The 23,724-nt window shown below is 57.8% G+C and carries 21 protein-coding genes, 1 pseudogene and 1 riboswitch; of the genes and pseudogenes, 4 read left to right on the forward strand and 18 right to left on the reverse strand.

Going from position 1 to position 23,724, the window contains the following annotated elements:
* Nucleotides 1-79: 79 nt before the first annotated feature.
* The 3 genes from AC6I6H_RS11620 to AC6I6H_RS11630 form a co-directional block, all read right to left on the reverse strand.
* Nucleotides 80-1,591 (reverse strand): DnaB-like helicase C-terminal domain-containing protein, encoded by a 1,512-nt coding sequence (locus AC6I6H_RS11620; RefSeq protein WP_497953939.1) that lies wholly within the window; start codon nt 1,589-1,591, stop codon nt 80-82.
* 122 nt (nt 1,592-1,713) lie between these two features.
* Nucleotides 1,714-2,319, reverse strand: a complete 606-nt coding sequence (locus AC6I6H_RS11625; RefSeq protein WP_497953940.1) for a genetic competence negative regulator — start codon at nt 2,317-2,319, stop codon at nt 1,714-1,716.
* A 343-nt stretch (nt 2,320-2,662) separates the two neighbouring features.
* Nucleotides 2,663-3,010: a hypothetical protein gene (locus tag AC6I6H_RS11630; protein ID WP_497953941.1), complete on the reverse strand. Its 348-nt coding sequence runs from the start codon at nt 3,008-3,010 to the stop codon at nt 2,663-2,665.
* A gap of 172 nt (nt 3,011-3,182) precedes the next feature.
* Here AC6I6H_RS11630 and AC6I6H_RS11635 point away from each other — a divergent pair, with 172 nt between their 5' ends.
* On the forward strand, nt 3,183-4,049 hold the full coding sequence (locus AC6I6H_RS11635; RefSeq protein ID WP_497953942.1) for a polysaccharide deacetylase family protein: 867 nt from the start codon (nt 3,183-3,185) through the stop codon (nt 4,047-4,049).
* A 9-nt stretch (nt 4,050-4,058) separates the two neighbouring features.
* Here the strand turns inward: AC6I6H_RS11635 and AC6I6H_RS11640 are convergent, their stop codons facing one another.
* Entirely contained in the window at nt 4,059-4,664 is a 606-nt protein-coding gene (locus AC6I6H_RS11640) for a CPBP family intramembrane glutamic endopeptidase (RefSeq protein WP_497953944.1), read from the reverse strand.
* A 92-nt stretch (nt 4,665-4,756) separates the two neighbouring features.
* On the opposite strand from AC6I6H_RS11640, the gene AC6I6H_RS11645 reads away from it, so the two are divergent.
* Together AC6I6H_RS11645 and serA are read left to right on the forward strand one after the other, a co-directional pair.
* Nucleotides 4,757-5,668, forward strand: a complete 912-nt coding sequence (locus AC6I6H_RS11645; protein ID WP_497953945.1) for a hypothetical protein — start codon at nt 4,757-4,759, stop codon at nt 5,666-5,668.
* Between the two features lie 475 nt (nt 5,669-6,143).
* On the forward strand, nt 6,144-7,730 hold the full coding sequence (gene serA / locus AC6I6H_RS11650; protein WP_497953946.1) for a phosphoglycerate dehydrogenase: 1,587 nt from the start codon (nt 6,144-6,146) through the stop codon (nt 7,728-7,730).
* Between the two features lie 126 nt (nt 7,731-7,856).
* Here serA and AC6I6H_RS11655 read toward each other — a convergent pair whose 3' ends face one another.
* The 7 genes and pseudogenes from AC6I6H_RS11655 to ytfJ all read right to left on the reverse strand — a co-directional run.
* Nucleotides 7,857-9,710, reverse strand: coding sequence for a sensor histidine kinase (locus AC6I6H_RS11655; RefSeq protein WP_497953947.1), 1,854 nt, complete (start codon nt 9,708-9,710; stop codon nt 7,857-7,859).
* A complete protein-coding gene (locus AC6I6H_RS11660) occupies nt 9,710-10,426 on the reverse strand; it encodes a response regulator transcription factor (protein WP_497953948.1) in 717 nt (238 codons plus the stop codon). The genes AC6I6H_RS11655 and AC6I6H_RS11660 overlap by 1 nt, the downstream gene beginning before the upstream one ends.
* A gap of 152 nt (nt 10,427-10,578) precedes the next feature.
* Complete coding sequence (locus AC6I6H_RS11665) at nt 10,579-11,355, reverse strand: pseudouridine synthase (protein ID WP_497953949.1); 777 nt, start codon at nt 11,353-11,355, stop codon at nt 10,579-10,581.
* Between the two features lie 117 nt (nt 11,356-11,472).
* The gene (locus AC6I6H_RS11670) at nt 11,473-12,006 is read right to left on the reverse strand and encodes a spore maturation protein (protein ID WP_497953950.1); all 534 of its coding nucleotides are present in this window, start codon (nt 12,004-12,006) and stop codon (nt 11,473-11,475) included.
* A gap of 52 nt (nt 12,007-12,058) precedes the next feature.
* Nucleotides 12,059-12,649, reverse strand: coding sequence for a nucleoside recognition domain-containing protein (locus tag AC6I6H_RS11675; RefSeq protein WP_497953951.1), 591 nt, complete (start codon nt 12,647-12,649; stop codon nt 12,059-12,061).
* A 42-nt stretch (nt 12,650-12,691) separates the two neighbouring features.
* Nucleotides 12,692-14,005, reverse strand: a complete 1,314-nt coding sequence (locus AC6I6H_RS11680; RefSeq protein ID WP_497953952.1) for a D-alanyl-D-alanine carboxypeptidase family protein — start codon at nt 14,003-14,005, stop codon at nt 12,692-12,694.
* 374 nt (nt 14,006-14,379) lie between these two features.
* Nucleotides 14,380-14,770, reverse strand: a pseudogene (ytfJ, locus tag AC6I6H_RS11685) (GerW family sporulation protein); the annotation flags it as partial.
* 196 nt (nt 14,771-14,966) lie between these two features.
* Between ytfJ and fabV the strand changes: the two are divergent.
* On the forward strand, nt 14,967-16,148 hold the full coding sequence (gene fabV / locus AC6I6H_RS11690) for an enoyl-ACP reductase FabV (RefSeq protein WP_497953953.1): 1,182 nt from the start codon (nt 14,967-14,969) through the stop codon (nt 16,146-16,148).
* A 51-nt stretch (nt 16,149-16,199) separates the two neighbouring features.
* On the opposite strand, the gene AC6I6H_RS11695 is transcribed toward fabV, so the two are convergent.
* From AC6I6H_RS11695 to ribD, 7 genes are all read right to left on the reverse strand, one after another.
* Nucleotides 16,200-16,898, reverse strand: a complete 699-nt coding sequence (locus AC6I6H_RS11695; RefSeq protein WP_497953954.1) for a DUF2953 domain-containing protein — start codon at nt 16,896-16,898, stop codon at nt 16,200-16,202.
* Nucleotides 16,899-17,101: 203 nt separating this feature from the next.
* On the reverse strand, nt 17,102-17,890 hold the full coding sequence (scpB, locus tag AC6I6H_RS11700) for an SMC-Scp complex subunit ScpB (RefSeq protein WP_497953955.1): 789 nt from the start codon (nt 17,888-17,890) through the stop codon (nt 17,102-17,104).
* Nucleotides 17,859-18,677 (reverse strand): segregation and condensation protein A, encoded by an 819-nt coding sequence (locus tag AC6I6H_RS11705; protein WP_497953956.1) that lies wholly within the window; start codon nt 18,675-18,677, stop codon nt 17,859-17,861. Before AC6I6H_RS11705 ends, scpB begins: the two co-directional genes overlap by 32 nt.
* Before the next feature lie 33 nt (nt 18,678-18,710).
* A complete protein-coding gene (gene ribH, locus AC6I6H_RS11710; protein ID WP_497953957.1) occupies nt 18,711-19,181 on the reverse strand; it encodes a 6,7-dimethyl-8-ribityllumazine synthase in 471 nt (156 codons plus the stop codon).
* A gap of 7 nt (nt 19,182-19,188) precedes the next feature.
* Nucleotides 19,189-20,445 (reverse strand): bifunctional 3,4-dihydroxy-2-butanone-4-phosphate synthase/GTP cyclohydrolase II, encoded by a 1,257-nt coding sequence (locus tag AC6I6H_RS11715; protein ID WP_497953958.1) that lies wholly within the window; start codon nt 20,443-20,445, stop codon nt 19,189-19,191.
* Between the two features lie 57 nt (nt 20,446-20,502).
* Nucleotides 20,503-21,168 carry a riboflavin synthase gene (gene ribE, locus AC6I6H_RS11720; protein ID WP_497953960.1) on the reverse strand — a complete coding sequence of 222 codons (666 nt, stop codon included), beginning with the start codon at nt 21,166-21,168 and terminating at the stop codon, nt 20,503-20,505.
* Nucleotides 21,168-22,325 carry a bifunctional diaminohydroxyphosphoribosylaminopyrimidine deaminase/5-amino-6-(5-phosphoribosylamino)uracil reductase RibD gene (ribD, locus tag AC6I6H_RS11725; RefSeq protein WP_497953961.1) on the reverse strand — a complete coding sequence of 386 codons (1,158 nt, stop codon included), beginning with the start codon at nt 22,323-22,325 and terminating at the stop codon, nt 21,168-21,170. The genes ribE and ribD overlap by 1 nt, the downstream gene beginning before the upstream one ends.
* Nucleotides 22,326-22,498: 173 nt before the next feature.
* A riboswitch (FMN riboswitch) is annotated at nt 22,499-22,685 on the reverse strand.
* Nucleotides 22,686-23,724: the final 1,039 nt, after the last annotated feature.

Consider the following 23,724-nt stretch of genomic DNA (forward strand, 5'->3'; position numbering starts at 1 on the left):
GTACCTCGCGCAGGAAGAATACTTCCATTATACCTTACCGGCCCGGCGCCCGCTATCCCGCCTCCCTCTATTCCGGAGCCTAGACGTCCGTATTTTCGGAAAAAACGGCTTTCTCCCGGAAATACCTCACCTTTACTTCGCCTAGCCGCCCGTGCCGGTTCTTCAGCAGCCGGATCCGCGAGTCGCCTCCCCGGTTTGTTTCATCGGGCTCGATCGAAAGGAGACCGTCCGCCGTCTGTCGGATGCAGTTCATCAGCCGCTGGCCGGCCTCCTCGGTGGACACGGCGCCCACGATGGTCGTGTCCCAATCCTTGGACCACTGCTTTAGCTGGTATACGGCGTACTCCTCATGCTCGGTATCAGTCATGCCCGACAGCTTCTCCGCAGCGAACACCAGCCGCTGAACCGGATCTACGAACACGACGGGCGGGCGGCCCGCCTGAACGGAAATTTGATCCACAAACCCGCAAACCTCTTCGATTCCGGTTCCAAGGCCCGCTTCCAGCGTCCACTGGTTCCTGCTTGCTTCGGCGATTCGCGCGTTCGCTTCGTCGATTTGCTCCGGCTCGACCTTCGCGTCCAGCACCTGGCGCGAGGACAGGCCCAGGTGGCGGGCAACGCTTTTCGCCCAAAGCTCGAAAGAAGACATTTCCCATGTAATGAAGGCGACGGGATGGCCCGCAGCCGCAACTGAATCGGCGATCTGCTTCATCAGGGTGCTTTTGCCGATGTTCAGCGAACCCGTCAGCATGTACAGCCCCGTCGAGAAGCCGCCGCCCAGCAGCCGGTCGATTCCCCCGATGCCGCACGGCGCCTTCGCCGGGGGCAATTGATGCCGCTTGAGATACTCCTCTTTAAACACCTGCAGATTCTTGGAGTCGGGAGACAAAGGAGCCTGCAGCGACCCTTCCACGGCGTCCTTCAATATCCGCCGGAACACCTCCAGCGGCTGGTCGCGTTTGACGAAGAGGTCGTTGACCGAACGGATCTTCTCGGGCAGCCGGACAATGACCGTTTCTTTGGCCTTGTCCTTCAGCAGCGTCTCAATCCGGACCCCTTCCCGCCGGCCCGCTTCGTCATTGCTGAGGCAAACAAAAACACGCTTTCCGGCGAAACGTTCGGCAAAGGCTTCTTTAAACATCAGCTTGTTCGGCATGCAGACGGCGGGCAAATCGACCTGGATCAGAGACAGCACATCCAGAATATCCGAGCAAAGAATGACTTCGTCCGATTCCATCATCGCTTTTTCGTTGAACAGATGCTCTTCCACACCGTAAAGCGATTTATACAGAGGCTCGCGGTCGTTATACGACCGTCCGACCAGATCGACGATTTGGCCGTCGGGCGAGGTCAGCGGCACGATGATCCGCTCCTCGAAATATTCCGCCAGGCTGTTCTCCCGGACATAAAAGCCGAAACGTCCCGATTCGAAGCCGATTCGGCAGGCGTCGACGGTTTCTTCGCGGATTCCCTTTTCCTCCAGAAACCGGTAGGCGGCCTTGTCCAGGTTTTTATGATAATAGTCGGCAAGCTCCTGCAGATCGTAATGTTTTTCTTCGGCAATTTCTCGGATCGGCTCCGCTTTTGGCATAAGATCTCCTCCCAGGCGTCGTTCCGCGTTTTTCATTTTCTTACCCATTCCCGCTCCGCTGACAACAAAAAAAGGCCCGGCAGAATTTCCTGCCCGGACCGTTTTTCCGGCTGTATGCCGGATTAATGGAAATGCTCGGAAAGAACACCGATGGCGTTCTCGGCGATCACCTTGTTTCCGTACTCCTCCAGCACCGCGGAGGTAACGGAGGTTGCTTCTCCGAATTCGGAAAGAATCGCGATAAGTGCCTGGTACTTGGAATCGTTCTCGTCCATATCCGGCGTGTCGATCTGCAGCACCCATTTGTCTTTGTAGGAGAAGAGCGTTCCTCCGTTTTCCATCTGGGACCGGATCACCTTCACCATGGCCACAAGATCCTCAAAATCGCGGAATGCATATGAAATCAAGTCGCTGTGCTCCAGCGTTACTTCCATTTCGAAAACATCTTCCTCTTCTTCGTACCGGTCGTCTTCCCGCTCGGCGTTCATCTTGCCGCGGGTAACGATCACGACCATTCCCTGGGCGGGCAGCGCAAACACTTCAACGGCCAGAGGACCGCTCGCGTCGAAGCCAAGCTCGGAGTAAGCCTGCTCCATCATCTCGCTGAAGAGTTCGTGAACCTTCGGAATTTCCCGCCACATGTCTTCCTTCTGGATGCCTCGCTCCGTCAGGTCGTCAAAAGTAAGGAAAATCCTTATCTTATCGGCACCGAGTCGTTCAATCTTCATACAGGATCCTCCTTTGCCTGTCACTTACGGGCATCCCGCACGGCGAAACCTTCTATACAGATTATGAATGCCGACGGGTTTGGTGAACAGCAGCCGCACAGGGGTGCGGGCTGATTCTATTATATCATGGGAGGGATTCTTTTGGAAAACCAAACGGGGGGCTCCATCGTCTTATTTATGCTATGATATTAACCCCTTATAGGAAAAATAACACAATCCCTGCCGGAATTGTGTTATCGGCGTTTCACCCGGCCAGACGGGGGGCAGCGGACGATCCTTAACAGACCGTTCCGCCGGTTGACCGCGGGGCGGATGAAACGCCGGCTTGGTGCCGCTTGCCGGATTAGCTAAAGGCCTGCTCCGACTGATGGTTTTCCTGCAGGATCTCTTTCACCTGCTGTTTGACGGCCGGGTCTTTCCGGATCAGGTCGCCGACCTGGCCCAGGCTCGCCCCGCCGCCGTTGGCATACCGGCCGACGGTGTTGCCGCCGGCCGAATAACCGGTGGAAGCTTGCTGCTGGTTCGCCTGATTGCTGTTGGCATTTTTTGCGCCCATCATCAGGTCCATCGTTTTGCCAACCGTGTTCCCCAGGTTCGATGCGGACATGAAGGACATTTTGCCGCCCCGGATGAAATAGGCGGCGGCAGCTGCACCAACCAGGCTTCCGAACAGAAATCCGCTGACGCGCATAGGTTATGCCTCCCTGCTTTCGTGAAATTGTTGCCTCCCTAGCATTTACCGGGAAACAGCCCCTATACGCGAAAAATTCAGGAAAAGGAGGAAGACGTCCATACCGCTATGAGGGTATGGTATACTTGAAACTTGCAGAAGCAGGTCAACTACAGAGAGAAAAGGTGATTCTATGAAAAAAGCATGGGCCGTTCTCAGCTCCGCGGCAGCACTCACGCTGATCCTGTCCGCCTGCGGCGGTGAAAAGGCGGCACCGCCTGCCGGCTCGCCTTCCGCAGCTGTTACCGCATCGCCTTCGCCTACCGTCCCGGCGTCGCCCTCTGCGTCTCCGAGCGTCGCTCCGACGGCAACGCCCAGCGCTTCGCCGAGCGAAACCCCGCCGCCGCAAGCGGAGATCGCCTACCGGATGAACGCCAACTACGACATCGTTCCGATAAAAGAGGATGGCAACAAAAAGGTCGTCCTGCTGACCTTTGACGATGGTCCGAAAGCCGAGGAAACGCTGCTACCGCTGCTCGATACGCTCGACAAACATAACGCCAAAGCGATTTTCTTCGTCAATGGTTACCGGGTAAAGGAAAACCCCGATCTATTGAAGCTCATTCACGACCGCGGCCAGGTTATCGGCAATCATTCGTACGATCATATCGACTTGTCGGAGGAAACGAACGCTTCCATCGATGATCAGGTGGACACCGTGCAGCAGCAGGTGAAGGAGCTGACGGGCGAAGCGCCGGTGTTTTTCCGCCCCCCGCACGGCCTCAGCAACGAGTATTTGCGCGCCAAGCTGAAGAAGGACGGGTTGTTCCGGATGAACTGGTCGAACGGCTCGCTGGATTGGGACCTGCCCAAGAACGCGACCAATAAACCTCAGCTCATCATCGACAACGTGAACGCCATGCTCCACTCCGGCTCCAACATCCTGATGCATGAACTGGAATGGACCGCCGAAGCGCTTGACGACCTGCTGACCAATCTGGAAGGACAGGGCTATTCGTTCGTCGACCCGAACGCCATCGACACGACGCAGCACCCTTAAAGGCCGGAATCAGTCCTCCCGGTCTCTCTGTTTGGTTTGAAAGCGGATCAGACACCCCATCACAAAATCGACCAGAAAATGCGCGATAACGGGAGCCCACAGGGTTCCCGTTTTTACGTATGCCCAGCCGAGTCCGTAGCTGATCAGAAAAACCAGCCCGGTCATCAGCCAGCTTTGCAAATAACGGACGTGGATCGCAGCGAACAGGATGCTGGTCCAATAAGGGCCAAGCCAGTGCTGGACCGCGCCGCGAAACAGAATTTCCTCGCAAAACGCCACCATCAGACAAATCAGCGCAATGTGCCACACCGGACGGCCGGCGAACATCATTTCATTGATGCCTCCGTCGTCGGATATGTCTTCCGGAACATAGCGCGCAATCAGCATATCCGCGAGCAGTACCGCAGCCGCGATTCCGACCCCCCAATAGATCATATCCGGCAGCTTTACCGGAAAGAGCGTCCATGCGTAATTCTTCTGCAGCGTTGTCAGAACCAGGCCGAGAATCAGCGTCAGCAGTTGGGTTAAATAAAGATTCAGCAGGAGCATGCGCTCGGTTAATTCTCCGGCGGTTACGCTCCTGAGTTTCAATTTGCGAATCTTCCATTTTTTCATCATTATCCCTCTATATATGTCGAAAGGTGGATTCCAATTTTTCACGGCATCCCCTATACTGAAAACAAAAAACAGTACAGTAGGTGTTGGATTTGAACAAGCAATGGTCTCGGACCGAATACGTTTTTGCGCTGTCCTTTATTTTTCTGCTCGCCTGCATCGCCGTCGCCTTTTTTTACGGATTTTTGACGGGTACGGACCGGGTGGAGGCCAAGTATGAAACGATCCTTGCGGAAAAATCCGACGCGGCCCTGAAGCCGGGCGCTTACGATCAATCGCATCTCGTCTCATTTTATCACCAGGTTTACAGCCCCTTTGACGACTTCCGCTCCGATTGGTTTGCGGCTGTTGAGCAGCTGGAAACCTCCGGCGAAGAAGACGCGCAGCAGGTGCTGAAGCAGCTGTCCGAGCAGGCCGGCAAAGCCTACGAGAGCGCCAAAACCAGCTCCATACCCGAAAGCTCTCCCCTGCTGGTCGATGCCCAGACGCATTACCTCAAAAGCCTGAAGCTGTTTGCGCAGGAGACCAAAAAATACATCGGCAGCACCGTGCCCGCGGGCCACTCGTTCCTGTCCGTTCTGGAACGGGACGGCGGTCTGCTCGAAGCCGAGCGGTTTTCGCTTCAGGCTCAAAGCGAATTTTATCAAGCCATTCTGAAATGGCATACCGCCAACGCCAAGCTCTCCAACACCGAACTGGCGGCGAAAGACTCTCTTAGCCTGGCCGATTGGGAGAAGCTGACCCTTACCCAGAAAAATGTGTTTCTTTCCGGGCACCTGCTGTCCACGCCTTTGTTCGGGAACTACACGCCACAGGATTTGGCGGCGCAAATTGACGGCATGATTGAATCCGGACAAGCCGAGAAGCTGAAGCTCAAGAAAGCGGAGGAGCTGGTCGATGTGCTGACCTCTACCGACGCTGTTCGTCCCAAGGATTTTCTGAAAAACAAATCCCGCCTTTACGGCGAAGAAACGCTTCCTCTCATCCCCTTCTTCTCGAAGTAGAAGACAGGTTACTAGAAGAATAACAAATGCCCCGCCAAAAGAAAAGCCGAACGCTGGATGCCCAAACCCTTGTGAATTTGCGTATTTGCATATTGACACGGCTGCGTCACCGTGTTACAGTATGAAAAAATCAAAGCGCATACGAAACGATGATGGAAAGAAGCATTCGGACCTTCTTGCAGAGAGCCGATGAACGGTGCGAATCGGTGAAGCGAGGAATGCGGAGCACTCCGGAGTTGCGGCGTCGAAGTCCTTTGGACGGTGGACGCATGCCGGTGGGAAACCGTTACTTTTCCCGGTCTGTTCGACAGATCACGAGGCCTTCCGCGCGAGCGGAACGGCGAACAAGGGTGGCACCGCGAAACGAAAGCTTTCGTCCCTTCACACGGATATCCGTGTGGAGGAACGGGAGCTTTTTTTGTTGCAGCCGGGTCAGTCATGCGGAACTTCATTCATTTTTAGGGAGGGTTTACGAATGTTTAAGGTTTTGGTATCGGATCCGATCAGCGATTTGGGAATTCAGCAGCTTTACGATGCGCCGGACGTCCAGGTGGACAAAAAACCGGGCCTCAGCGAAGACGAGCTTGTCGCCATCATCGGCGAATACGACGCCCTTTTGGTGCGCAGCCAGACAACGGTAACCCCCAAAATCATGGAAGCCGCCCATCGTCTGAAAGTGATCGGACGCGCCGGCGTCGGCGTGGACAACATTCACCTCGAAACCGCCACGCAAAAAGGGATCGTTGTCGTGAATGCGCCCGACGGCAATACGATTGCGACCGCCGAGCTTTCCTTCGCCATGATGATGGCGGCCGCCCGGATGATTCCGCAGGCGTACAAGAAAACCGTCAGCGGCGAATGGGACCGCAAAACGTTCGTGGGCGTTGAACTCCGCAACAAGACGCTGGGCGTCATCGGCATGGGCCGGATCGGCAGCGAGGTGGCGAAACGGGCGAAGGTGTTCGGCATGAACGTGCTCGGCTTTGACCCCTTCCTCACCGAAGAGCGGGCAAAGGAATTGGGCGTAAAAGCCGCCACCGTCGATGAAATCGTCGAAAATGCCGATTTTATCACCGTGCATACGCCGCTCACCAATGACACCCGCAACTTGCTCGACAAGGACCAGTTCGCCAAAATGAAGAAAAACGTGCGGATCGTCAACTGTGCCCGCGGCGGCATCATTAACGAGCAGGCCCTCGTGGAGGCCATCGATGCCGGAATCGTTGCCGGCGCCGCCTTCGACGTCTTTACCAAAGAACCGCTGCCGGCGGATCATCCCTTTGTCGGGCATCCGAAAATCATCGTTACGCCTCACCTCGGCGCTTCCACCGTGGAAGCTCAGGAGAATGTAGCCATCGACGTTTCGGAGGAAGTGCTGCATATCCTGCGCGACGAGCCTTACAAAAACGCGGTCAACATGCCGCCGGTTCCGGCCATTGTGCTCAACAAGCTGCAGCCTTACTTCACCCTCGGCGAGAAGCTCGGCCTGTTCGCGGCCCGCATGGCCAAAGAAGCGGTGTCCGAGCTGAAGATCAGCTATGCCGGCGAGCTGATGGACCTGGACACCAATCCGCTTACCCGCTACGTGGTCAAAGGGCTGATGTCGGCCCACCTCGGAAGCGAGGTCAACCTGGTCAACTCGATGCATCTTGCGAAAACGCACGGCATCAACGTGCAGGTGCAAAAATCGGCCGACGCCGCCAACTACCGCAACCTGGTGACCGTCTCGCTCAAAACCAAACAGGGCGAGCACACGCTGGCCGGAACTCTTCTTGCCGGCTTCGGCGAACGGATTGTCAAAATCGGCGAATTCCCGGTCGACATCTCGCCGGAAGGCACGCTGCTTCTCGTCTCCCACTTTGACAAACCCGGCATCATCGGCAAGGTCGGCACGCTGCTCGGCATAAATGAAGTCAACATCGCTTCCATGCAGGTCGGACGGAAAGACATCGGAGGCGCGGCCATCATGGTGCTCACCATCGACAAGCAGCCTTCGAAGGACGTGCTGGACCAGCTTGTGCAGCTCGATGAAATTCAGAGCGTCAAGGAATTGACGCTGTAAGCTTGCGCGTATCTGGGTTTCGCCCTCAAGCTCGCCTATAAATGAACAGGCTCCCGTGACGGAACGTTCCGTCCGGGAGCCTCTTTTTCATGCCGGCCAGGCTTATCGGGTGTTGCCGGCTTACCCTCAACCTTGCGATCGGGCAACGGGCAGGATAACGGTAAATGTCGTGCCATGCCCCACCTTGCTTTTGACCTGGATCGCGCCCCGATGCGTTTCGACGATCGTGCGGGCGATGGCCAGGCCCAACCCCGTCCCCCCGCTGCTGCCGCGTTTCCTGGCTTTGTCCGCCTTGTAGAACCGTTCGAAGACAAAAGGCAGGTCATCCGCCGGGATTCCTTCTCCTTCGTCCTGAATGTCGACGCAAAAGGCCGGCTCGCCTTTGTACACGGAAGGATAGGTGCGCAGCGCGATGGAGGCGCCGGGCGGCGTGTGACGGATCGCGTTGTCCAGCAGATTGGTCAGCACCTGCTCCAGCCGGTCCTCGTCGGCCAAAATCCGCTGGTTTTGGCTGGGACAAAGGTCGATCAGAAGATGCAGGGCCTGGTCTTTGGCCAAAGCCGCAAACTTCCGGTGGACCCGCGAGACCAGCACGTCCAGGTCCGTTTCCACAAAGTGAAACTGCATTTTGCCGGTATCCAGCTGTGCCAGGTCAAGCAGGTCGCGCACAAGCCGGCCCATGCGCAGCGACTCGTCGTAAATGATCTGGGCGAGCTCCTTGCGCTCCTCCGGCGTTCCCGCGATGTCGTCAATAAGCGCTTCGCTGTATCCCTGCAGCATGGAAAGAGGCGTTCGCAGCTCATGCGAGACATTCGCTACGAAGTCCTTGCGGAATTTGTCCGCCCTATACTCCTCGGTCTGATCCCGCAGCACCACGACGGCGCCGCGGACCGTTCCGCCGGTGTACAGCGGAGCCATAACAACCGACCAGACACGGCCCTCCACGTGCAGCTTGTCGGCCGCCTCCCGTTTCTCCTTGATTACAAGCTCCAGCAGATGCCGCAGCGGGCCCGGGACAAGCTGCCAGGGCTCTGCTGCATTTTCTAGCCGCACCGGTTCGTTCGAGCTTCCGTCGTCCTCCCGCTCCCCATAGCCGTGCCAATCCACCCGCGACCATTCCTGGAGCAGCTTGTCGCCTTCGGGATTAAGAAAAATGATGGTCCCGTCCACGCGGTACGAAATAACGGCGTCCCCCATGCTGCGCAAAACGCTGTCCAGGTTGTCCCGTTCCCGGTGCAGCTCGTCAATGGTCCGCTCCAGTTTGTCCGCCATCTGGTTAAAGGTGTGTCCCAGCTGGCCGATCTCATCGGAATAATCAAATTTGACGCGCTGCTTCAAATCGCCCGAGCGGATATTTTCGGCCGCTTTTTGCAGGAGAATGAGCGGGCGGTTCAACCGGCTGATCAGGAAAAAGGCAAACACCGTCGTCATGGTGAAGCCCATAATGCAGACATAAACAAACACCCGCTTCACATAGAACTGGGTGGTTTCGGTCCGCTGCTCGGACTGGTACAGAAGCAGGCTGTAGCGGACCGTCCCGCCCTCGCCTTGCAGCGGCTTGGCGATCAGGATATAGTCCCCTTCCGTGCCATCCGCGGCTGAATAACGGGCGTCGACCTGCCGACCGCTGTATACGGCATTCAGCTGCTCGTCGGTAAATAGCTCGGCCGCAGAGAACAGTTCTCCGTTCAGCAAAATCGGAGGAGCGGCCTGCGGAGCCTGGCCGAGATCCAATAAAGCCATCCCGGAGTCCTCCAGGGCCAGCATATCGCGGACCGCAGTCAGATAGACCGAGTCGTCCGTGCGACCGGCGATTTTTCCGGCCAGCTGTCCCGCCGTATTCTCCAGGCTGCCGGCCTGGTCCGGAAAACTGGTGTCAATGTAGCGAAAAAGAAACAAGCCCAGGATGATCAGCACAACTGCCACCAGTGCGATAATCGTCATCCAAAGCTTGCCGACAATACTGCGAAACAGGAACATTATTTGGGCACCTCGAGTTTATAGCCGACGCCCCAGACCGTGGTAATCATCGCCGCCGCGTCCGGGGATACCTTGTTCAGCTTTTCGCGAAGCCGCTTTACATGCGTATCCACGGTCCGCAGGTCGCCGAAAAACTCATAATTCCAGACATCCTTGAGCAGCTCCTCGCGGGAAAAGACCTTGTCCGGAGAAACGGCGAGGTAATGCAGCAGCTCGTACTCCTTAGGAGTGAGGGCGATTTCCTGGCCGCCCGCCATCACGCGGTGGGCGTCGTGCTCGATCAGCAGATGGGGGAAAACAATATTGTTGCTGGAGTTGGCTCCCTTCGAGAGGTAAGCGGTGGCCGAAGAGCGGCGCAAAATCGCCTTGACCCGGTAAATCACCTCGCGCGGGCTGAAAGGCTTGACCACATAGTCGTCGGTTCCCGCCTCAAAGCCCTGCACGCGGTTGGATTCTTCTCCTTTTGCCGTCAGCATAATGACCGGGGTCGCCTTGTACTGCCGCAGCCTTGCGCACACTTCCAGGCCGTCGATTCCGGGGAGCATCAAATCCAGCAGGATCAGATCGTAGTCGTGATCAACGGCTTTTTGCAGCGCGGTTTCCCCGTCTTCCGCTTCGTCGATGGCATACCCTTCTTTCTCCAGGTACATGCGAAGCAGGCGGCGAATCCGCTCTTCGTCGTCCACGACTAAAATGCTTTCCTTGTTCTCTGCCATTATAGATCCTCCCAGCGCTTTCCGGTTAAACTCCGGTGTATAAAAAAAGCGGAAAAGCCGTTAAGCGGCTACCGGACATCCGGTTCGGTGGGCTATCCGCTGTCGGATTGTAACAAAACCTCCCCTTATTATAGCGAATATTGGCGAATTCGTTAATTCTTTTTTTGAACCGGCGGAGCCTTCGGACGGCTGTCGGCGTTTTTCCCCGCCTCCAACGCCGATTGGGTCAGCAGCTCCACTTCATCCTTGCTCAGCGGCCGGAATTTGCCGCGCGGCAGCCCGCCGAGCTGCAGCGGTCCAAACTGGATGCGGCGCAGGCGGATGACAGGGAACCGGACACTATCAAACATCCGGCGCACCTGCCGGTTGCGTCCTTCGTAAATCGTAATGGAAATCACGGATTCGTTCTTCTCCGGGTTCACGTCATGGTAGTCCACAATGGCGGGCGCCGTCATCCCGTCCTCCAGCTTGACACCGGATGCCAGCTGTTCCAGCACGCTGCCGTGCGGCACCCCTTTTACCGTCGCCAGGTAGGTCCGGGGCACGTGATGCCGGGGATGCGTCAGCAAATTCGCAAACTCGCCGTCATTGGTGAGAATCAGAAGGCCTTCCGTATCGTAATCCAGCCGCCCGACCGGGTATACCCGCTCTTTGACGCCAGGCAAATAATCCGACACCACCTTCCGGCCCTTCGGATCTTTGGCGCTGGTAATCACGCCTTTCGGTTTATGTAAAAGCAGATAGGTCTTTCCTTCGCTTTGGATCGGACGGCCGTCCACCTTGATCACATCGTTCTTCGGGTCCACCTTGGCTCCGAGCTCGGACACAACTTCCCCGTTAACCTCCACCCGCCCGGCCGTAATGTATTCCTCGCATTTCCGCCGCGACGCGATGCCGGCTTGGGCCAGCACTTTTTGCAAACGTTCCATTTTGTCGGTTCACCTCATTTGTAATCATACCCATACGCGGTCGAAACCACAAGCCCGGCCTTCTTTGCCAACGCAAAGAAAGCCGGGCTTGAAGCGGGAGAAGGCCGGGCGAACCGATCAAGCAAAAACAATGGAGCAAACGATCACGGAAGCGATAAAGCCGACGGCGTCGCTGATCAGCCCAACCTTCAGCGCATAGCCCGCCTTGCGGATACCCACCGCTCCGAAATAGACGGTCAGCACATAAAGGGTCGTGTCGGTGCTTCCTTGAATGGTGGAAGCGATCCGGCCAATAAGGGAATCGGGGCCGAACTGACGGATCAAATCGGTCGTAAACGCGAGCGAGCCCGCACCGGTGATCGGCCGCAAAATCGCCAGCGGAAGCACTTCTCCGGGAATGCCGAGGCGATCCAGCAGAGGCCTCGCCAGACCGACCAGCAAATCCATCGCTCCGGATGAGCGGAACACGCTGATCGCCACCATCATGCCGACCAGGGAGGGGATAATGGAAACGGCGGTTTGAAACCCATCCTTGGCTCCCTCAACAAAAGATTCGTAAACAGGCACTTTCCGGAAGGCGGCATAAAGCGGAATAAACACAATAATCGCCGGGATTGCCCAGGCCGACAGAGCGGTAATGATCGGGTACAACGGCTCAGCTCCTCCCTATGCGAAATTTCTGCCAGGCGTTCGGCAGGCGATGTCAAGTTTTTCGGCGCAGCTCGCGCGCCCGGTAATACCGGTCGACCGCGATGGCCGCAAGCGTCGAAACCGCGGTAGCCAAAAGAGTTGTGCCGATGATGTCCGCAGGGCTGATGGAGTGGAAATTCATGCGGATGGCGATCAGTGTAGTGGGAATGAGCGTGATGCTGGAAGTGTTGAGCGCCAGCAGCGTGCACATGGCCGGGCTTGCTTTTTCCTTGTCGGGATTTAACGTTTGCAGCTCCTGCATCGCCTTGATGCCCATCGGAGTGGCGGCATTCCCCAGGCCAAGGAGGTTGGCGCTCATGTTTGACATGATGTAGCCGACAGCCGGGTGATTCGCCGGTACGCCCGGAAACAGAAAACGGACCACCGGGCGAAGCCCTTTGGCGATAATGCGCAAAAGCCCCCCCTCTTCGGCGATCCGCATGATGCCGAGCCAGAAGGTAAGGATGCTGACCAGGCCGAGAGAAACGGTCACGCCCGTTTCCGCGCCTTCGAACACGGCTTTGGTGACGGCTTCAATGTTGCCGTTTGCAGCCGCTACTCCAAAGCCGGTGACGATAAAAAACAACCAGATCAAATTCACCATGCGTTTCTCCGCCCCTTTGCGAGAACCTTGCCGTTATCAGCTTTAATTTTCGTTTCCGCCTGCCAGTGCCCGAAACAGCCCGGACAGGTTTGCCCAAAACCGGCGCACAAATCCCGTCTGCTCCATAAAGGCGCCGTCCGCCGAGCCGAGCGCTGCGGAATTCCCCGGGTTTCCTGGCTGGGGCTCTTCCGGTTTGAGGGGAACACTGCCCACCCGGGTCTCCCCAAACCAAACCTCCAGACGAGCCCGCTCGCCGAGCCGGTAATCGAGCGTATCCTCCGCTATCCGCTTCACTTCCCGGCGGAACAGGGAGAGCTCGCTGTCCGACGCGGGGTAGCGGATCGGCTGCGCCGCCGCGAACCCGTCTCCCGCCTTCTCCCCTTGCTCGACGATTGTGCGAAGGGGGTATTCGGCAAAGCCGTAATCCAGCATCCGCGCATGATCCGCCCAATCGTTGCCGTCATTCAGAGTAACCGCGGCCAATTGCTGGCCGCCGCGCGTAGCCGAAGAGACCAGACAGCGCCGGGCGATTTTGGTAAAGCCTGTCTTTACCCCATCCGAGCCGGGGTATTGCAGCAGCATTTTGTTTTTATTTTTCCATACGGTATCCCAGGGTTCATCCTCGCGGGAGACACGCTTGGTCTTTGTTTTGACAATTTCGCGGAAGGTCGGATTGCGCAGCGCATAAGCCGTCAGGCGCGCCAGGTCGTTGGCGGTCGAGTAATGCTCAGGGGCGTCAAGACCGCTCGGATTGGCAAAATGAGTGTTGGCGAGTCCGATTTCACCCGCTTTCCGGTTCATTAGAAGGACAAAGCCGTCCAGCGAGCCGCCCACATGTTCGGCGATAGCGGAAGCCGCATCGTTGCCGGAGCGGAGCATCAGCCCGTAAAGCAGGTCGCCGAGTCCGATCTCTTCCCCGAGCTTCAAGTATATGGAGGACCCTTCGACGCCGTAAGCGTTCCGGCCGACTTTTACATTGGATGACAAGTCACCCTCCTCGATCGCCACGATGGCGGTCATGATTTTCGTCAAGCTTGCAATCGGTAGCCGTTTGTCGCCATTCCGGCTGTAGACTATGCGTCCGGAGCTTACATCGATTAGCGAAGCCCCTTCGGCGCTGATGTCCACTCCCTTGGCGGCCGGTAAGCCGGACGAAACCGCTGCTTGTGAAGGGACGGCCGAATCCCCGGCGATTCCGGCGGACGGGCTGTCCGTTTGGGCAAAAACATCCATCGTCGCCGGTGCGGAAGCATAAGCCGCTCCTTCCGCTTTCACTCCCTCCTCCGATGAACCGGCCGGGACAAGAAGTCCCGCCGCCATTCCCAATGCGCACACAATCGAGACGGTTCGCCGCACTGCCTCCACTCCTCCGCGTTTTGGTAAAAGATATGCCCGTCCATGCGGGAACATGTCCGCAAAAAAAAGACCGGATGGCCGGATGGCCATACGGTCTTGGATCTTGCGTTAATTTTTGGAGGGTGCGCTTCGCACTGCTCAGGAATAACGGCCGTTGTTGCCGGAATTGGGATTCGATCCGGAAAATCCGCCGAAGCTGTTGCCGCTTTGGGTTCCCGTTCCGCCGCTCGTCAGGCCCGCGCCGGTTTGCTGTCCCGCACCGCTGCCCATCATGCCCGCAGTTGCACCGCCGGTCATGCCCGTTCCTCCGGACATTCCGGCGCCGCCCATCATGCCGCCCATGGGCTGTCCCATTTTTGCGCCTGCGGCGCCTCCCTGGAACATGCTTTGAATCCGGTCCACCACCTGAGGCGCCGAATCGATCAGGCGCTCCAGAATATGCGTTTGGTTGTCTAGCGGAACGACCTTGACGCCGGTTTTTCCGACCACCAGGAATGCAATGGGGTTAATCGATACCCCACCGCCGCTGCCGCCGCCAAAAGGCAATTGGATCTGCGCGTTTTTGGCGTCTTCGCCTTCCTCGCCGTTTTCAGTGGTGAAGTCGCTGCCGCCTGCGGCAAAGCCGAAATTGACGCGGGAAATGGGCATGATGACGTCGCCTTCCCCGGTTTCGATCGGATCGCCGACAATCGTGTTGACGTTAACCATTTCCGTAATTTGCTCCATGGCCGTTTTCATGAGGCCTTGAATCGGATGTTCTGTCACTGGATCTCCCTCCTGTTTGGTTCATGCTGTGGTGCCGGTATCCCGCTTAATTTCTCCGCAAACGGACAAAAGTATGTAAGCGTCCTTTATTCCTTCACTGGCCGAAAGACGGCATTCGGCTATTGCCCGAAGGCGATCCATGCTATAATAAATCGAATTTGCTTCTCGCATCACGGAGCATAAAGGAGCGTTGCCAATGATTATTCAACCGAAAATCCGCGGCTTTATCTGCACGAATGCCCACCCAGAGGGCTGCGCCGCCCATGTTCAGGAACAAATTGACTACATAAAAAGCAAACCGTCCGTAGACGGCCCGAAGCGCGTGCTGGTGCTTGGCGCGTCCACCGGCTTCGGCCTCGCCACGCGCATTGCCGCGGCCTTCGGCTCGGACGCAGCCACCGTCGGCGTCTTCTTTGAACGTCCGGCCGAGAAGGACCGCACCGCCTCCGCCGGCTGGTATAACACCGCGGCGTTCGAGAAAGCGGCCCGTGCGGAAGGGCTGGCCTCCTTCAGCATCAATGGAGACGCGTTTTCAAACGAAATCAAGCAGGAGACCATTCGCACCATCAAGGAAAATCTCGGACAGGTCGACCTGATCGTTTACAGCCTGGCCTCTCCCCGGCGGACCGATCCGCAAACGGGGGAAACGTACCAATCGGTTATCAAACCGATCGGCAAGCCGTTTGAGGACAAAACGGTCAATTTCATGACCGGGGCCGTCAACCCGATCACGGTGGCCCCCGCCACTGAAGAGGAAATCCGCCAAACCGTCGCTGTCATGGGCGGTGACGACTGGAGCCTCTGGATCGATGCGCTTCTGGAAGCGGACGCACTGGCGCCGGGCGCCGTTTCAATCGCTTACTCTTATATCGGTCCGGCGATTACGCATGCCATTTACCGGGAAGGAACCATTGGACGGTCAAAGGATCATCTGGAAGCAACCGGACGGCGTCTCGACGGCTTGCTGGCCGAAAAAATCGGCGGACATGCCTACGTTTCCGTCAACAAGGCGCTTGTTACGCAGGCCAGCTCCGCCATACCGGTCGTTCCGCTGTACATCTCGCTGCTCTTCAAAGTCATGAAGCAAAAAGGGATTCATGAAGGGACCATCGAGCAGATGCACCGTCTTCTGGCGGAGCGCCTTTACGCGGGAGCCGGTCCGGAGCTGGATGCACAGGGACGGATTCGGATTGACGACTGGGAAATGAGAGACGACGTCCAGGAAGAGGTTGCCGCTCTTTGGACGAAGGTAAACGCGGAAAACCTGAACGAACTGGCCGACATGGACGGGTACCGGGAGGATTTCCTCAAGCTGTTCGGCTTCGGTCTTGCCGGCGTGGACTACAACGCGGAGACGGAACCGGCTGCGGGCTGGTAAACGCCCCTCCCCTCCAACCGCATAGCCAAAAAACCATCAAGCGGATTCCGGTTATTGCCGGATCCGCTTGATGGCGTTTCGGAGCTTCTTCAAATCCCCAATGCTTCGAGCGCGAAGCAGCAGTCCAAACCCGGACGCCAAGGCCGACGAGGCACGGATGGAGAGATCGGCATGAAGCCGCGTATCGAATTGAACCCCGGCAAAATTGGGATGCACATTCATGCGGGGCTCCGCATCAAAATGGACGAAGCGGGATGCCTGCCCGACCAGCACATTTTTCATGCCAGCCGCAGACCCCGACAAAATGGCGGTGTATGCCGGATTGCCGCTGCCGACAGCCGAAAACCAGGTAAAGTCGGTGCAGCGGACATGTCCCAGTGTTCTTTTCAGCCACGCACCGTAGTGGAAAAAGTTCGTTTCGACCAGCTGCTTTATTTTTTGCCCCTTTTGCCAAAATCCCCGGTTCACCTCTTCCTTTCCTTCCGTTTCCTGCAACTGCCCGGGTCCAAGCTGACTTTTTCGGGCGGTGCTTAACCGGACCCCTTTCAGCAGCCCTTCAAAATCGATGACCGGTATCTCGTAATTGAACCGGAACAAGCCGAAAAACGCCGTCACTTGCATCCGAAAACGGTCGTTCTTCTCAACCCGGACATATTCCACGGTAATGCGGATCCGGCTGATCCACAGAAGGACCGCCACGATCAGAAGAATCAGCAAAAGACCCGCCACTGTCCAACCCGCCCAACCCATCGCAACCCCTCCATCCGGCGTTCTATCAAGAAAAGGCGCCCGCTTCGCACATTTTCACGGTATGGATTTTTAACCGGAAATGGCATTCACCGCGGCAGCCCGAGCAAGAAAAAACCCGTGGTCCTCAGCTGCCGAAACAGCGTCCAGACACACGGATTAGTATGCTCCGATCGGGGAATGCCATGCAGGAAAGGAAAAGTCCGTCAAACCGGTTTGTCATTTTCCGAAACGCCAATCGCTTCATCCGGTTCTTCTCTGCCTTCTTCCGGCGCTCCGCCGCCGGGCTCCCCTGTCCGGGCAGACCGGTCCTCTTCCTCCGGTGCCGCCAAAAGGCCGGGCTCCGCAAACAAGTCGGGTTCCTCCGGAACGGAAGGCCCGTCAACGGGACGAATCATATCCTCAAACGTCAGCTGTTCCTGTTCATTATCCAGGCGGTCGAACAGCATCCTCGCTTCTTCTTCCATGTTGTCCGAATGCTCAAAGAGCGAGGTATCGGGAAGCTCCCGCAGACTGGCCAACCCGAAGTAATCCAGAAACGCCTTGGTTGTGCCGTACAAGATCGGCCGGCCGACCGCTTCGGCGCGGCCCGTTTCCTCCACCAGCTCCTTGGCGACAAGGGTATGAAGGGCGCGTTCGCATTTGACTCCGCGGATTTCTTCGATTTCCACGCGCGTGATCGGCTGGCGGTAAGCGATGATGGACAGCGTCTCCAGCGCCGCCTGGGACAGCGACGACCGGTTGGGGGCTTCGGCCAGCTTTTCGAAATAAGGAGCGTGCGCCGGAATGGTGGTCATCTGGTAATTGCCCGCCCATTCGACAATCTGCACGCCCCGGCCGGCATCCTTCAGCTCCCGCCGGAGCAGCTCCACCAGCTCGCGGACCGAGCGGGTGTCCAGCTCCAGTACGTCCGCCAGCTGACGCGCGTCCAGTCCTTCATCGCCTGCCGCAAACAGCAGGCCTTCAATAATCGGTATCATCGGGTTCGGGTGCAACCGACGCTCCATCCTCTCTTGCCTGGATTACGATATCGTCAAACAAGCCGTGCTGGTAACAGACGATTCGCTTCATTTTCATCAACTCGAGCAGCGCCAGAAACGTAACCACCACTTCCTCGCGGGAGTAGTTGTCTTCCAGCAGACGGGTAAACAGCGCTTTCCCGCCTTCAAGCTCCAGCTGCCGGATTACCTGGCGGATACGGTCCTTGACCGATATTTCATCCCGCCGGATCCGGGCGACGGACTGCCGGACCGTCATCTTTTTGAGCGCCTTTTGAAACGCCCACATCAGATCGGCGGGCGCCAGGCCTTCTACGGGGTTTTCCTGCACGACGGGCGCGTAGGGGGCCAGATCGACCGGTTCCCGCGTGTAAATCAGGCTCCGCTCGACCTCCTTTTCCCGAAGATGCTCGGCAATCTCTTTGTATTTCTTGTACTCGATAAGCTGCCGGACGAGATCGGCGCGCGGGTCGAAATCCCCGTCATCCGGGAAATCCTCCCACTCCATCTCGATGACCGGAGGCTTTGGCAGAAGCATTTTGCTTTTGATGGACAACAGCGTGGCGGCCATAACCAGAAACTCGCTGGTCACGTCGAGCTCCAGCTCCTGCATCATCGCCAGATACTCCATATACTGATCCGTAATCATCCGGATCGGAATGTCGTAAATGTCCACTTCGTTTTTATCGACCAGATGAAGCAGCAAATCCAGCGGTCCTTCAAAGGTTTCCAGCCGGAAGGTGACTTTCGGATGGCCGACGGTTTCTTCCGTTTGTTCGTTCATGCGCGGTTCCCCTGTTCCGGCGGTCCTTTCGCGTCAGGCCTTCAGCCGATTGATAACGTTCGCCGTTTCGATAGCCGTCACGGCCGCTTCGTAGCCTTTGTTGCCGGCCTTTGTGCCGGCGCGCTCGATGGCTTGCTCGATGGAGTCTGTGGTCAGCACGCCGAAGATCGTCGGAACGCCGGTTTTCAGGCCGACGGCGGCGACGCCTTTGGAGACCTCGCTCGAAACATATTCAAAATGCGGCGTCGATCCGCGGATTACGGCGCCAAGTGCGATCACTGCGTCGTATTTGCCGCTTTCGGCCATTTTTTGCGCGACGAGCGGAATTTCAAATGCCCCCGGAACCCAGGCGACCTCGACATCCTCTTCGCCTGCGCCGTGCCGCTTCAAGCCGTCCAAAGCACCGGACAGCAGCTTGCTGACGATGAATTCGTTAAACCGGCCGACAACGATGCCATATTTCAGATTCTCGGAAATCAGATTGCCTTCGTACACTTTCACCATGGGACGATCATCCTTTCGGGAGTTGGGGTTCGTTTTGTTCCACAAACGTCAGCAGGTGGCCGAGCTTCTCCTGTTTGGTGTGCAGGTAGCGGGTGTTGTCCTCGTTTTCCTCCATTTGAAGAGGCACCCGTTCCGTCACCTCCAGGCCGTAGCCCTCCAGGCCTTTGATCTTGCGCGGATTGTTAGTCAGCAGGCGGATCTTGCGCACGCCCAGGTCTTTCAAAATTTGCGCGCCGATGCCGTAATCCCGCAGATCGGGGGCAAACCCCAGCTTCAGGTTGGCGTCTACCGTGTCCAACCCCTCTTCCTGAAGTTTATACGCCTTCAGCTTATTGATCAAGCCAATTCCGCGGCCTTCCTGCCGCATGTAAAGCAGCACTCCGGTGCCTTCCTGCTCGATCCGGCGCAGCGCCGCATCCAGCTGCGGCCCGCAGTCGCACCGGTGGGAGTGGAACACGTCGCCGGTCAGGCATTCCGAATGCACGCGGACCAGCACCGGCACGGAGCCGTCAATCGTTCCTTTGACCAAAGCCACGTGCTCTTTTCCGTCGACTTCGTTGGTATAGGCGACGGCGCGGAATTGTCCCGCGTCGGTCGGCAGCTTGATTTCGACTTCGCGGTGAATCAGGTTTTCCTTTTCGTTCCGGTACCGGATCAGATCGCGGATCGTGATGATTTTGAGTCCGTGCTTCTTGGCAAAACCCATCAGATCCGGCACACGCGCCATCGTGCCGTCTTCTTTGATGACTTCGCAGATGACGGCGGCCGGGTAAGCTCCGCTCATGCGCGCCAGATCGACCGCCGCTTCCGTATGGCCGGCGCGGCGAAGCACGCCGCCCTTGCGCGCGATCAGCGGAAAGATATGGCCGGGGCGGCGGAAGTCGCCGGGCTTCGCTTTCGGGTCGATCAAGCCTTGAATGGTGCGGGACCGTTCATAGGCGGAAATCCCCGTCGTCGTCTCGCTGTGATCGACGGAAACGGTAAAGGCGGTGCCGTGAAAATCCGTGTTGCGCTCGACCATCGGCTTCAGCTCCAGCTCCTGCGCCCGCTCCTCCGTTACCGGAACACAGACGAGCCCGCGCGCTTCCCGGATCATGAAGTTGATAACTTCGGGCGTCGCCCGGTCGGCCAGCGCAATCAAATCGCCTTCGTTTTCCCGGTCTTCGTCGTCCACCACGATGATGACCTTGCCTTGCATCAGCTCGTAAATGGCTTCCTCAATCGGATCGAAGCGGATCTCGGCTTGCTTGGTTTGATCTTCCATTCCCTACACTCCTTTGTTCAACCAAAATAACGGTTTTCTTCGGATAAATCATGAAGCTTACATGAATCCGTGCTCGGCGAGAAAGCCCGCCGTTACGCCGCCGGTTTTCCGGGCGCCCTCGGGAGCGTCGGCCGGGAAGCGAAGCAGCCGGTCGATGTATTTGCCGAGAATGTCGCATTCCACATTGACCGCATCGCCCGGATGCTTGTCGTCCAAGATGGTCTCTCCAAGCGTATGCGGAATAATGGAGACAGTAAAATCCGTAAGCCCCGCCTCCACCACGGTCAAGCTGATGCCGTCTATGGCGACTGAGCCCTGCGAGACAACGTAGCGGAGGATCGCTTTGTCCTCCGGCTCGATACGGAACACAACGGCGTTTTCTTCGGGCGTTCGCCCCTTAATGACGCCGGGGGCGTCGACATGGCCCTGCACGATGTGGCCGCCGTAACGGCCGCCCGCCGCCATCGCCCGTTCCAGGTTCACGCGGGACCCGGGAAGAAGCGTCCGCAGGTTGGAGCGGCGGTAGGTATTCGGCATGACGTCCATGGAGACGGTTTGGCTGTCAAACCGGATCACCGTCAAGCAGACGCCGTTGACCGCAATGCTGTCGCCGAGGCGTACATCCTCCAGAATCCGGGAGGCCGCGATGGTCAGCACCATTGCCTGCCCCTGCCGGCTGACCTTCTGGAGAAAGCCGATTTCTTCAATTATACCGGTAAACATCAGCCTTCCTCCTTTGCTTCGCCTTCATTCCCGGCTGTCACGGCTGCCGGAGCCTTCCATGCGTTGGACGGGTAACCGGTAACGCAAATGTCCTCTCCATAGGCGGACACCTCCGTCCGCTCAAGTCGAATCGCATCGCTCATCCGGTCGACGCCGGCAAAATCGAACAAGCCGGGCGCCCGTTCGCCGCCGACAATTTTCGGAGCGTAAAACAGCACCGCCTTGTCTACCAGCCCGGCCGCCAGCATCGCACCGTTCAGCCGGCCGCCTCCCTCAAGCAGCACCGAGCCGATCTCCCTGGCCCCCAGCTGGTCCATGGCGGCCGCAAGGTCGACCCGTTCTCCGCGGCCGCATAGCAGCACCTCCGCTCCGCGGGCTTCGAGCGCCCGCCGCCGGGCCGGGTCCGCGCCGTCTGCGGCCAGCACAAGAACGGGAGGCCCGCCATCCGCAAGCATGCGGGCTTCCGGCGGCATGCGAAGCCGCGAATCCGCAACCACGCGGATTGGAGACAGCGCCGGCACGGGCAGGCGGGTGGTCAGCAGCGGATCATCGGCGAGCACCGTTCCGACGCCGACCAGGATCGCCTGGTTGCGGTGCCGCAGCAAATGGACAAAAGAGCGGGACGCATCGCCCGAGATCCACTTGCTGTCCCCGCTTTCGGTCGCGATCCGCCCGTCCAGCGTCGAGGCCGACTTGAGCGTGACGAACGGACGGCGTGTTCGAATGTACTTGTTGAACGCTTCGTTCAGCCGCTCGGCCTCCTGCGCGCGGACGCCGCGGATCACTTCGATCCCGGCGTCCGCCAACCGCGCAAGCCCCTTTCCTGCGACCAAGGGATTGGGGTCGCTCGCGGCGACGACAACCCGGGCCACCTTCTCGGCTATGAGCCGTTCCGCGCAGGGCGGCGTTTTGCCGTAATGGCTGCACGGCTCCAGTGTGACGTACACGGTGGCGCCCTCCGCTTCCGGCCCCGCCATGTTGAGCGCGTGCACTTCCGCATGCGCCGTGCCCCGCTTCAGGTGCGCGCCCATGCCGACGATACGGCCGTTATTCACAACGACGCAGCCGACCGCCGGATTAATCTCCGTTTGACCGGAGGCCGCGGCCGCCAGCTGAAGGGCGAGCTCCATGTATGCTTCGTGGGTAAGGGCATTCATCCGTTCTCATCTCCGCTTGATTGGATTAGGGGCTTCCGCACAGGGGACGCAAAAAAGCCCCCGTCTTCGTTCGGGGGCATGATCATACAGAGATAGGGCCGTTAAAACCCGGCCTGAAAGCAAACGCGCCATGTGAAAAAGAGTACATTCCGGCGCCTGCTTCTGTTTGCTCCGTATTCCTTCTCTCATCCAGACTTTAACTGTCGGTTCCGGAGTTGCACCGGATCCACCGTTGATCGCCGCCTTGGTCAACAACCATCGCCAGCGAAAAACGGGTCACGGACTGGCACGCGCCAAAAGCCAAAGCTTCGCGCGCGGTTCACCGCCGGTAGGGAATTTCGCCCTGCCCCGAAGGAACGTCTTGTAACGCTTGAATAAATTTTACCCTCCGTCCGTAAAAATTGCAAGCAATCGGTCTCTCATATGACCTAAGTACAGCCCTGCCGCCCGAAACTCCAGCCGCCGGTTCCGCCAACAGACCAGCATTTCCTCACGTACCCTTCTACCTGAAAATAACGCAACGTCATCGTCTGTGGTGCCCGCCAGGGCATGGGTGGCTAACGGTTGCCACAGCGCTTATTCGCCCAAAAAACCCCTGTTTCCATTTCTAACGGTTGTGGGAGAGCTTATTTGCCCTCAAAAGACCAAAACTCCCCTTCTCCGAGCCAAATAAGCTCCGTGGCAACCGTTAGATTTTGAAACGTCTCGTTTTAAGCCAAATAAGCTCGCTGGCAACCGTTAGAATTTGTCCGGCTTCCGGCGCCCCCATGACCAAAGCTCCCGGCGCGTGATGGACATTGGACCACGGCATAGCCAAAAAATCCACCTTGAAATAACGCAACTTTATTTTCATTTTCTGTGGTGCCCGCCAGTGCATGGGTGGCTAACGGTTGCGAGAGGCCTTATTTGCTGAAATGAACGGAAAAGCCCCCTCAAATCATCCAATAAGCTCAATGATTGCTATGAACGTTTTTGTCAAGCGCTCCATAATCGGGGGCCCGAACGCATGGCGCGGGAGCAAATAAGCGAGCGACGGTCGGCACGCTGCTATCCGTGGGTTGGGTACCACATGGTATGCCTACGTCAAGGAGAGCGGGGGCCAGCTAGAAACGCACGTCTGGTAAAAACACCATGTGCAAACAGTTGACGCCCATTCTCTCCTGAACCTTCGTTTGCTCCCGGGCCACGCGCTCGGGCCTAAGCTTGTCAAGCGAGGTTCTTGACAAGCGACTGCATGGACGGACACTGTGATTCATCCCTCATCGGAGATGAGGGAGATGCCACACGGCGAGTGTGGGGGTGCAGGGGGCAGCGCCTCCTGCGTGTCCCCCTTTGGGGGACGGAAGGGGGTTACGCGACGGTCCGGGCGACGGCCCAGACAAACCCGACGAGTTCCCGG

The organism is Gorillibacterium sp. sgz306347, assembly GCF_059735245.1.

Coding starts and splice junctions, on each gene's coding strand:
- AC6I6H_RS11620 (WP_497953939.1), bottom strand. CDS start 1,591: ATGCCAAAAGCGGAGCCGATCCGAGAAATTGCCGAAGAAAAACATTAC.
- AC6I6H_RS11625 (WP_497953940.1), bottom strand. CDS start 2,319: ATGAAGATTGAACGACTCGGTGCCGATAAGATAAGGATTTTCCTTACT.
- AC6I6H_RS11630 (WP_497953941.1), bottom strand. CDS start 3,010: ATGCGCGTCAGCGGATTTCTGTTCGGAAGCCTGGTTGGTGCAGCTGCC.
- AC6I6H_RS11635 (WP_497953942.1), top strand. CDS start 3,183: ATGAAAAAAGCATGGGCCGTTCTCAGCTCCGCGGCAGCACTCACGCTG.
- AC6I6H_RS11640 (WP_497953944.1), bottom strand. CDS start 4,664: ATGAAAAAATGGAAGATTCGCAAATTGAAACTCAGGAGCGTAACCGCC.
- serA (WP_497953946.1), top strand. CDS start 6,144: ATGTTTAAGGTTTTGGTATCGGATCCGATCAGCGATTTGGGAATTCAG.
- AC6I6H_RS11655 (WP_497953947.1), bottom strand. CDS start 9,710: ATGTTCCTGTTTCGCAGTATTGTCGGCAAGCTTTGGATGACGATTATC.
- AC6I6H_RS11660 (WP_497953948.1), bottom strand. CDS start 10,426: ATGGCAGAGAACAAGGAAAGCATTTTAGTCGTGGACGACGAAGAGCGG.
- AC6I6H_RS11665 (WP_497953949.1), bottom strand. CDS start 11,355: ATGGAACGTTTGCAAAAAGTGCTGGCCCAAGCCGGCATCGCGTCGCGG.
- AC6I6H_RS11675 (WP_497953951.1), bottom strand. CDS start 12,649: ATGGTGAATTTGATCTGGTTGTTTTTTATCGTCACCGGCTTTGGAGTA.
- fabV (WP_497953953.1), top strand. CDS start 14,967: ATGATTATTCAACCGAAAATCCGCGGCTTTATCTGCACGAATGCCCAC.
- AC6I6H_RS11695 (WP_497953954.1), bottom strand. CDS start 16,898: ATGGGTTGGGCGGGTTGGACAGTGGCGGGTCTTTTGCTGATTCTTCTG.
- AC6I6H_RS11705 (WP_497953956.1), bottom strand. CDS start 18,677: ATGAACGAACAAACGGAAGAAACCGTCGGCCATCCGAAAGTCACCTTC.
- ribH (WP_497953957.1), bottom strand. CDS start 19,181: ATGGTGAAAGTGTACGAAGGCAATCTGATTTCCGAGAATCTGAAATAT.
- AC6I6H_RS11715 (WP_497953958.1), bottom strand. CDS start 20,445: ATGGAAGATCAAACCAAGCAAGCCGAGATCCGCTTCGATCCGATTGAG.
- ribE (WP_497953960.1), bottom strand. CDS start 21,168: ATGTTTACCGGTATAATTGAAGAAATCGGCTTTCTCCAGAAGGTCAGC.
- ribD (WP_497953961.1), bottom strand. CDS start 22,325: ATGAATGCCCTTACCCACGAAGCATACATGGAGCTCGCCCTTCAGCTG.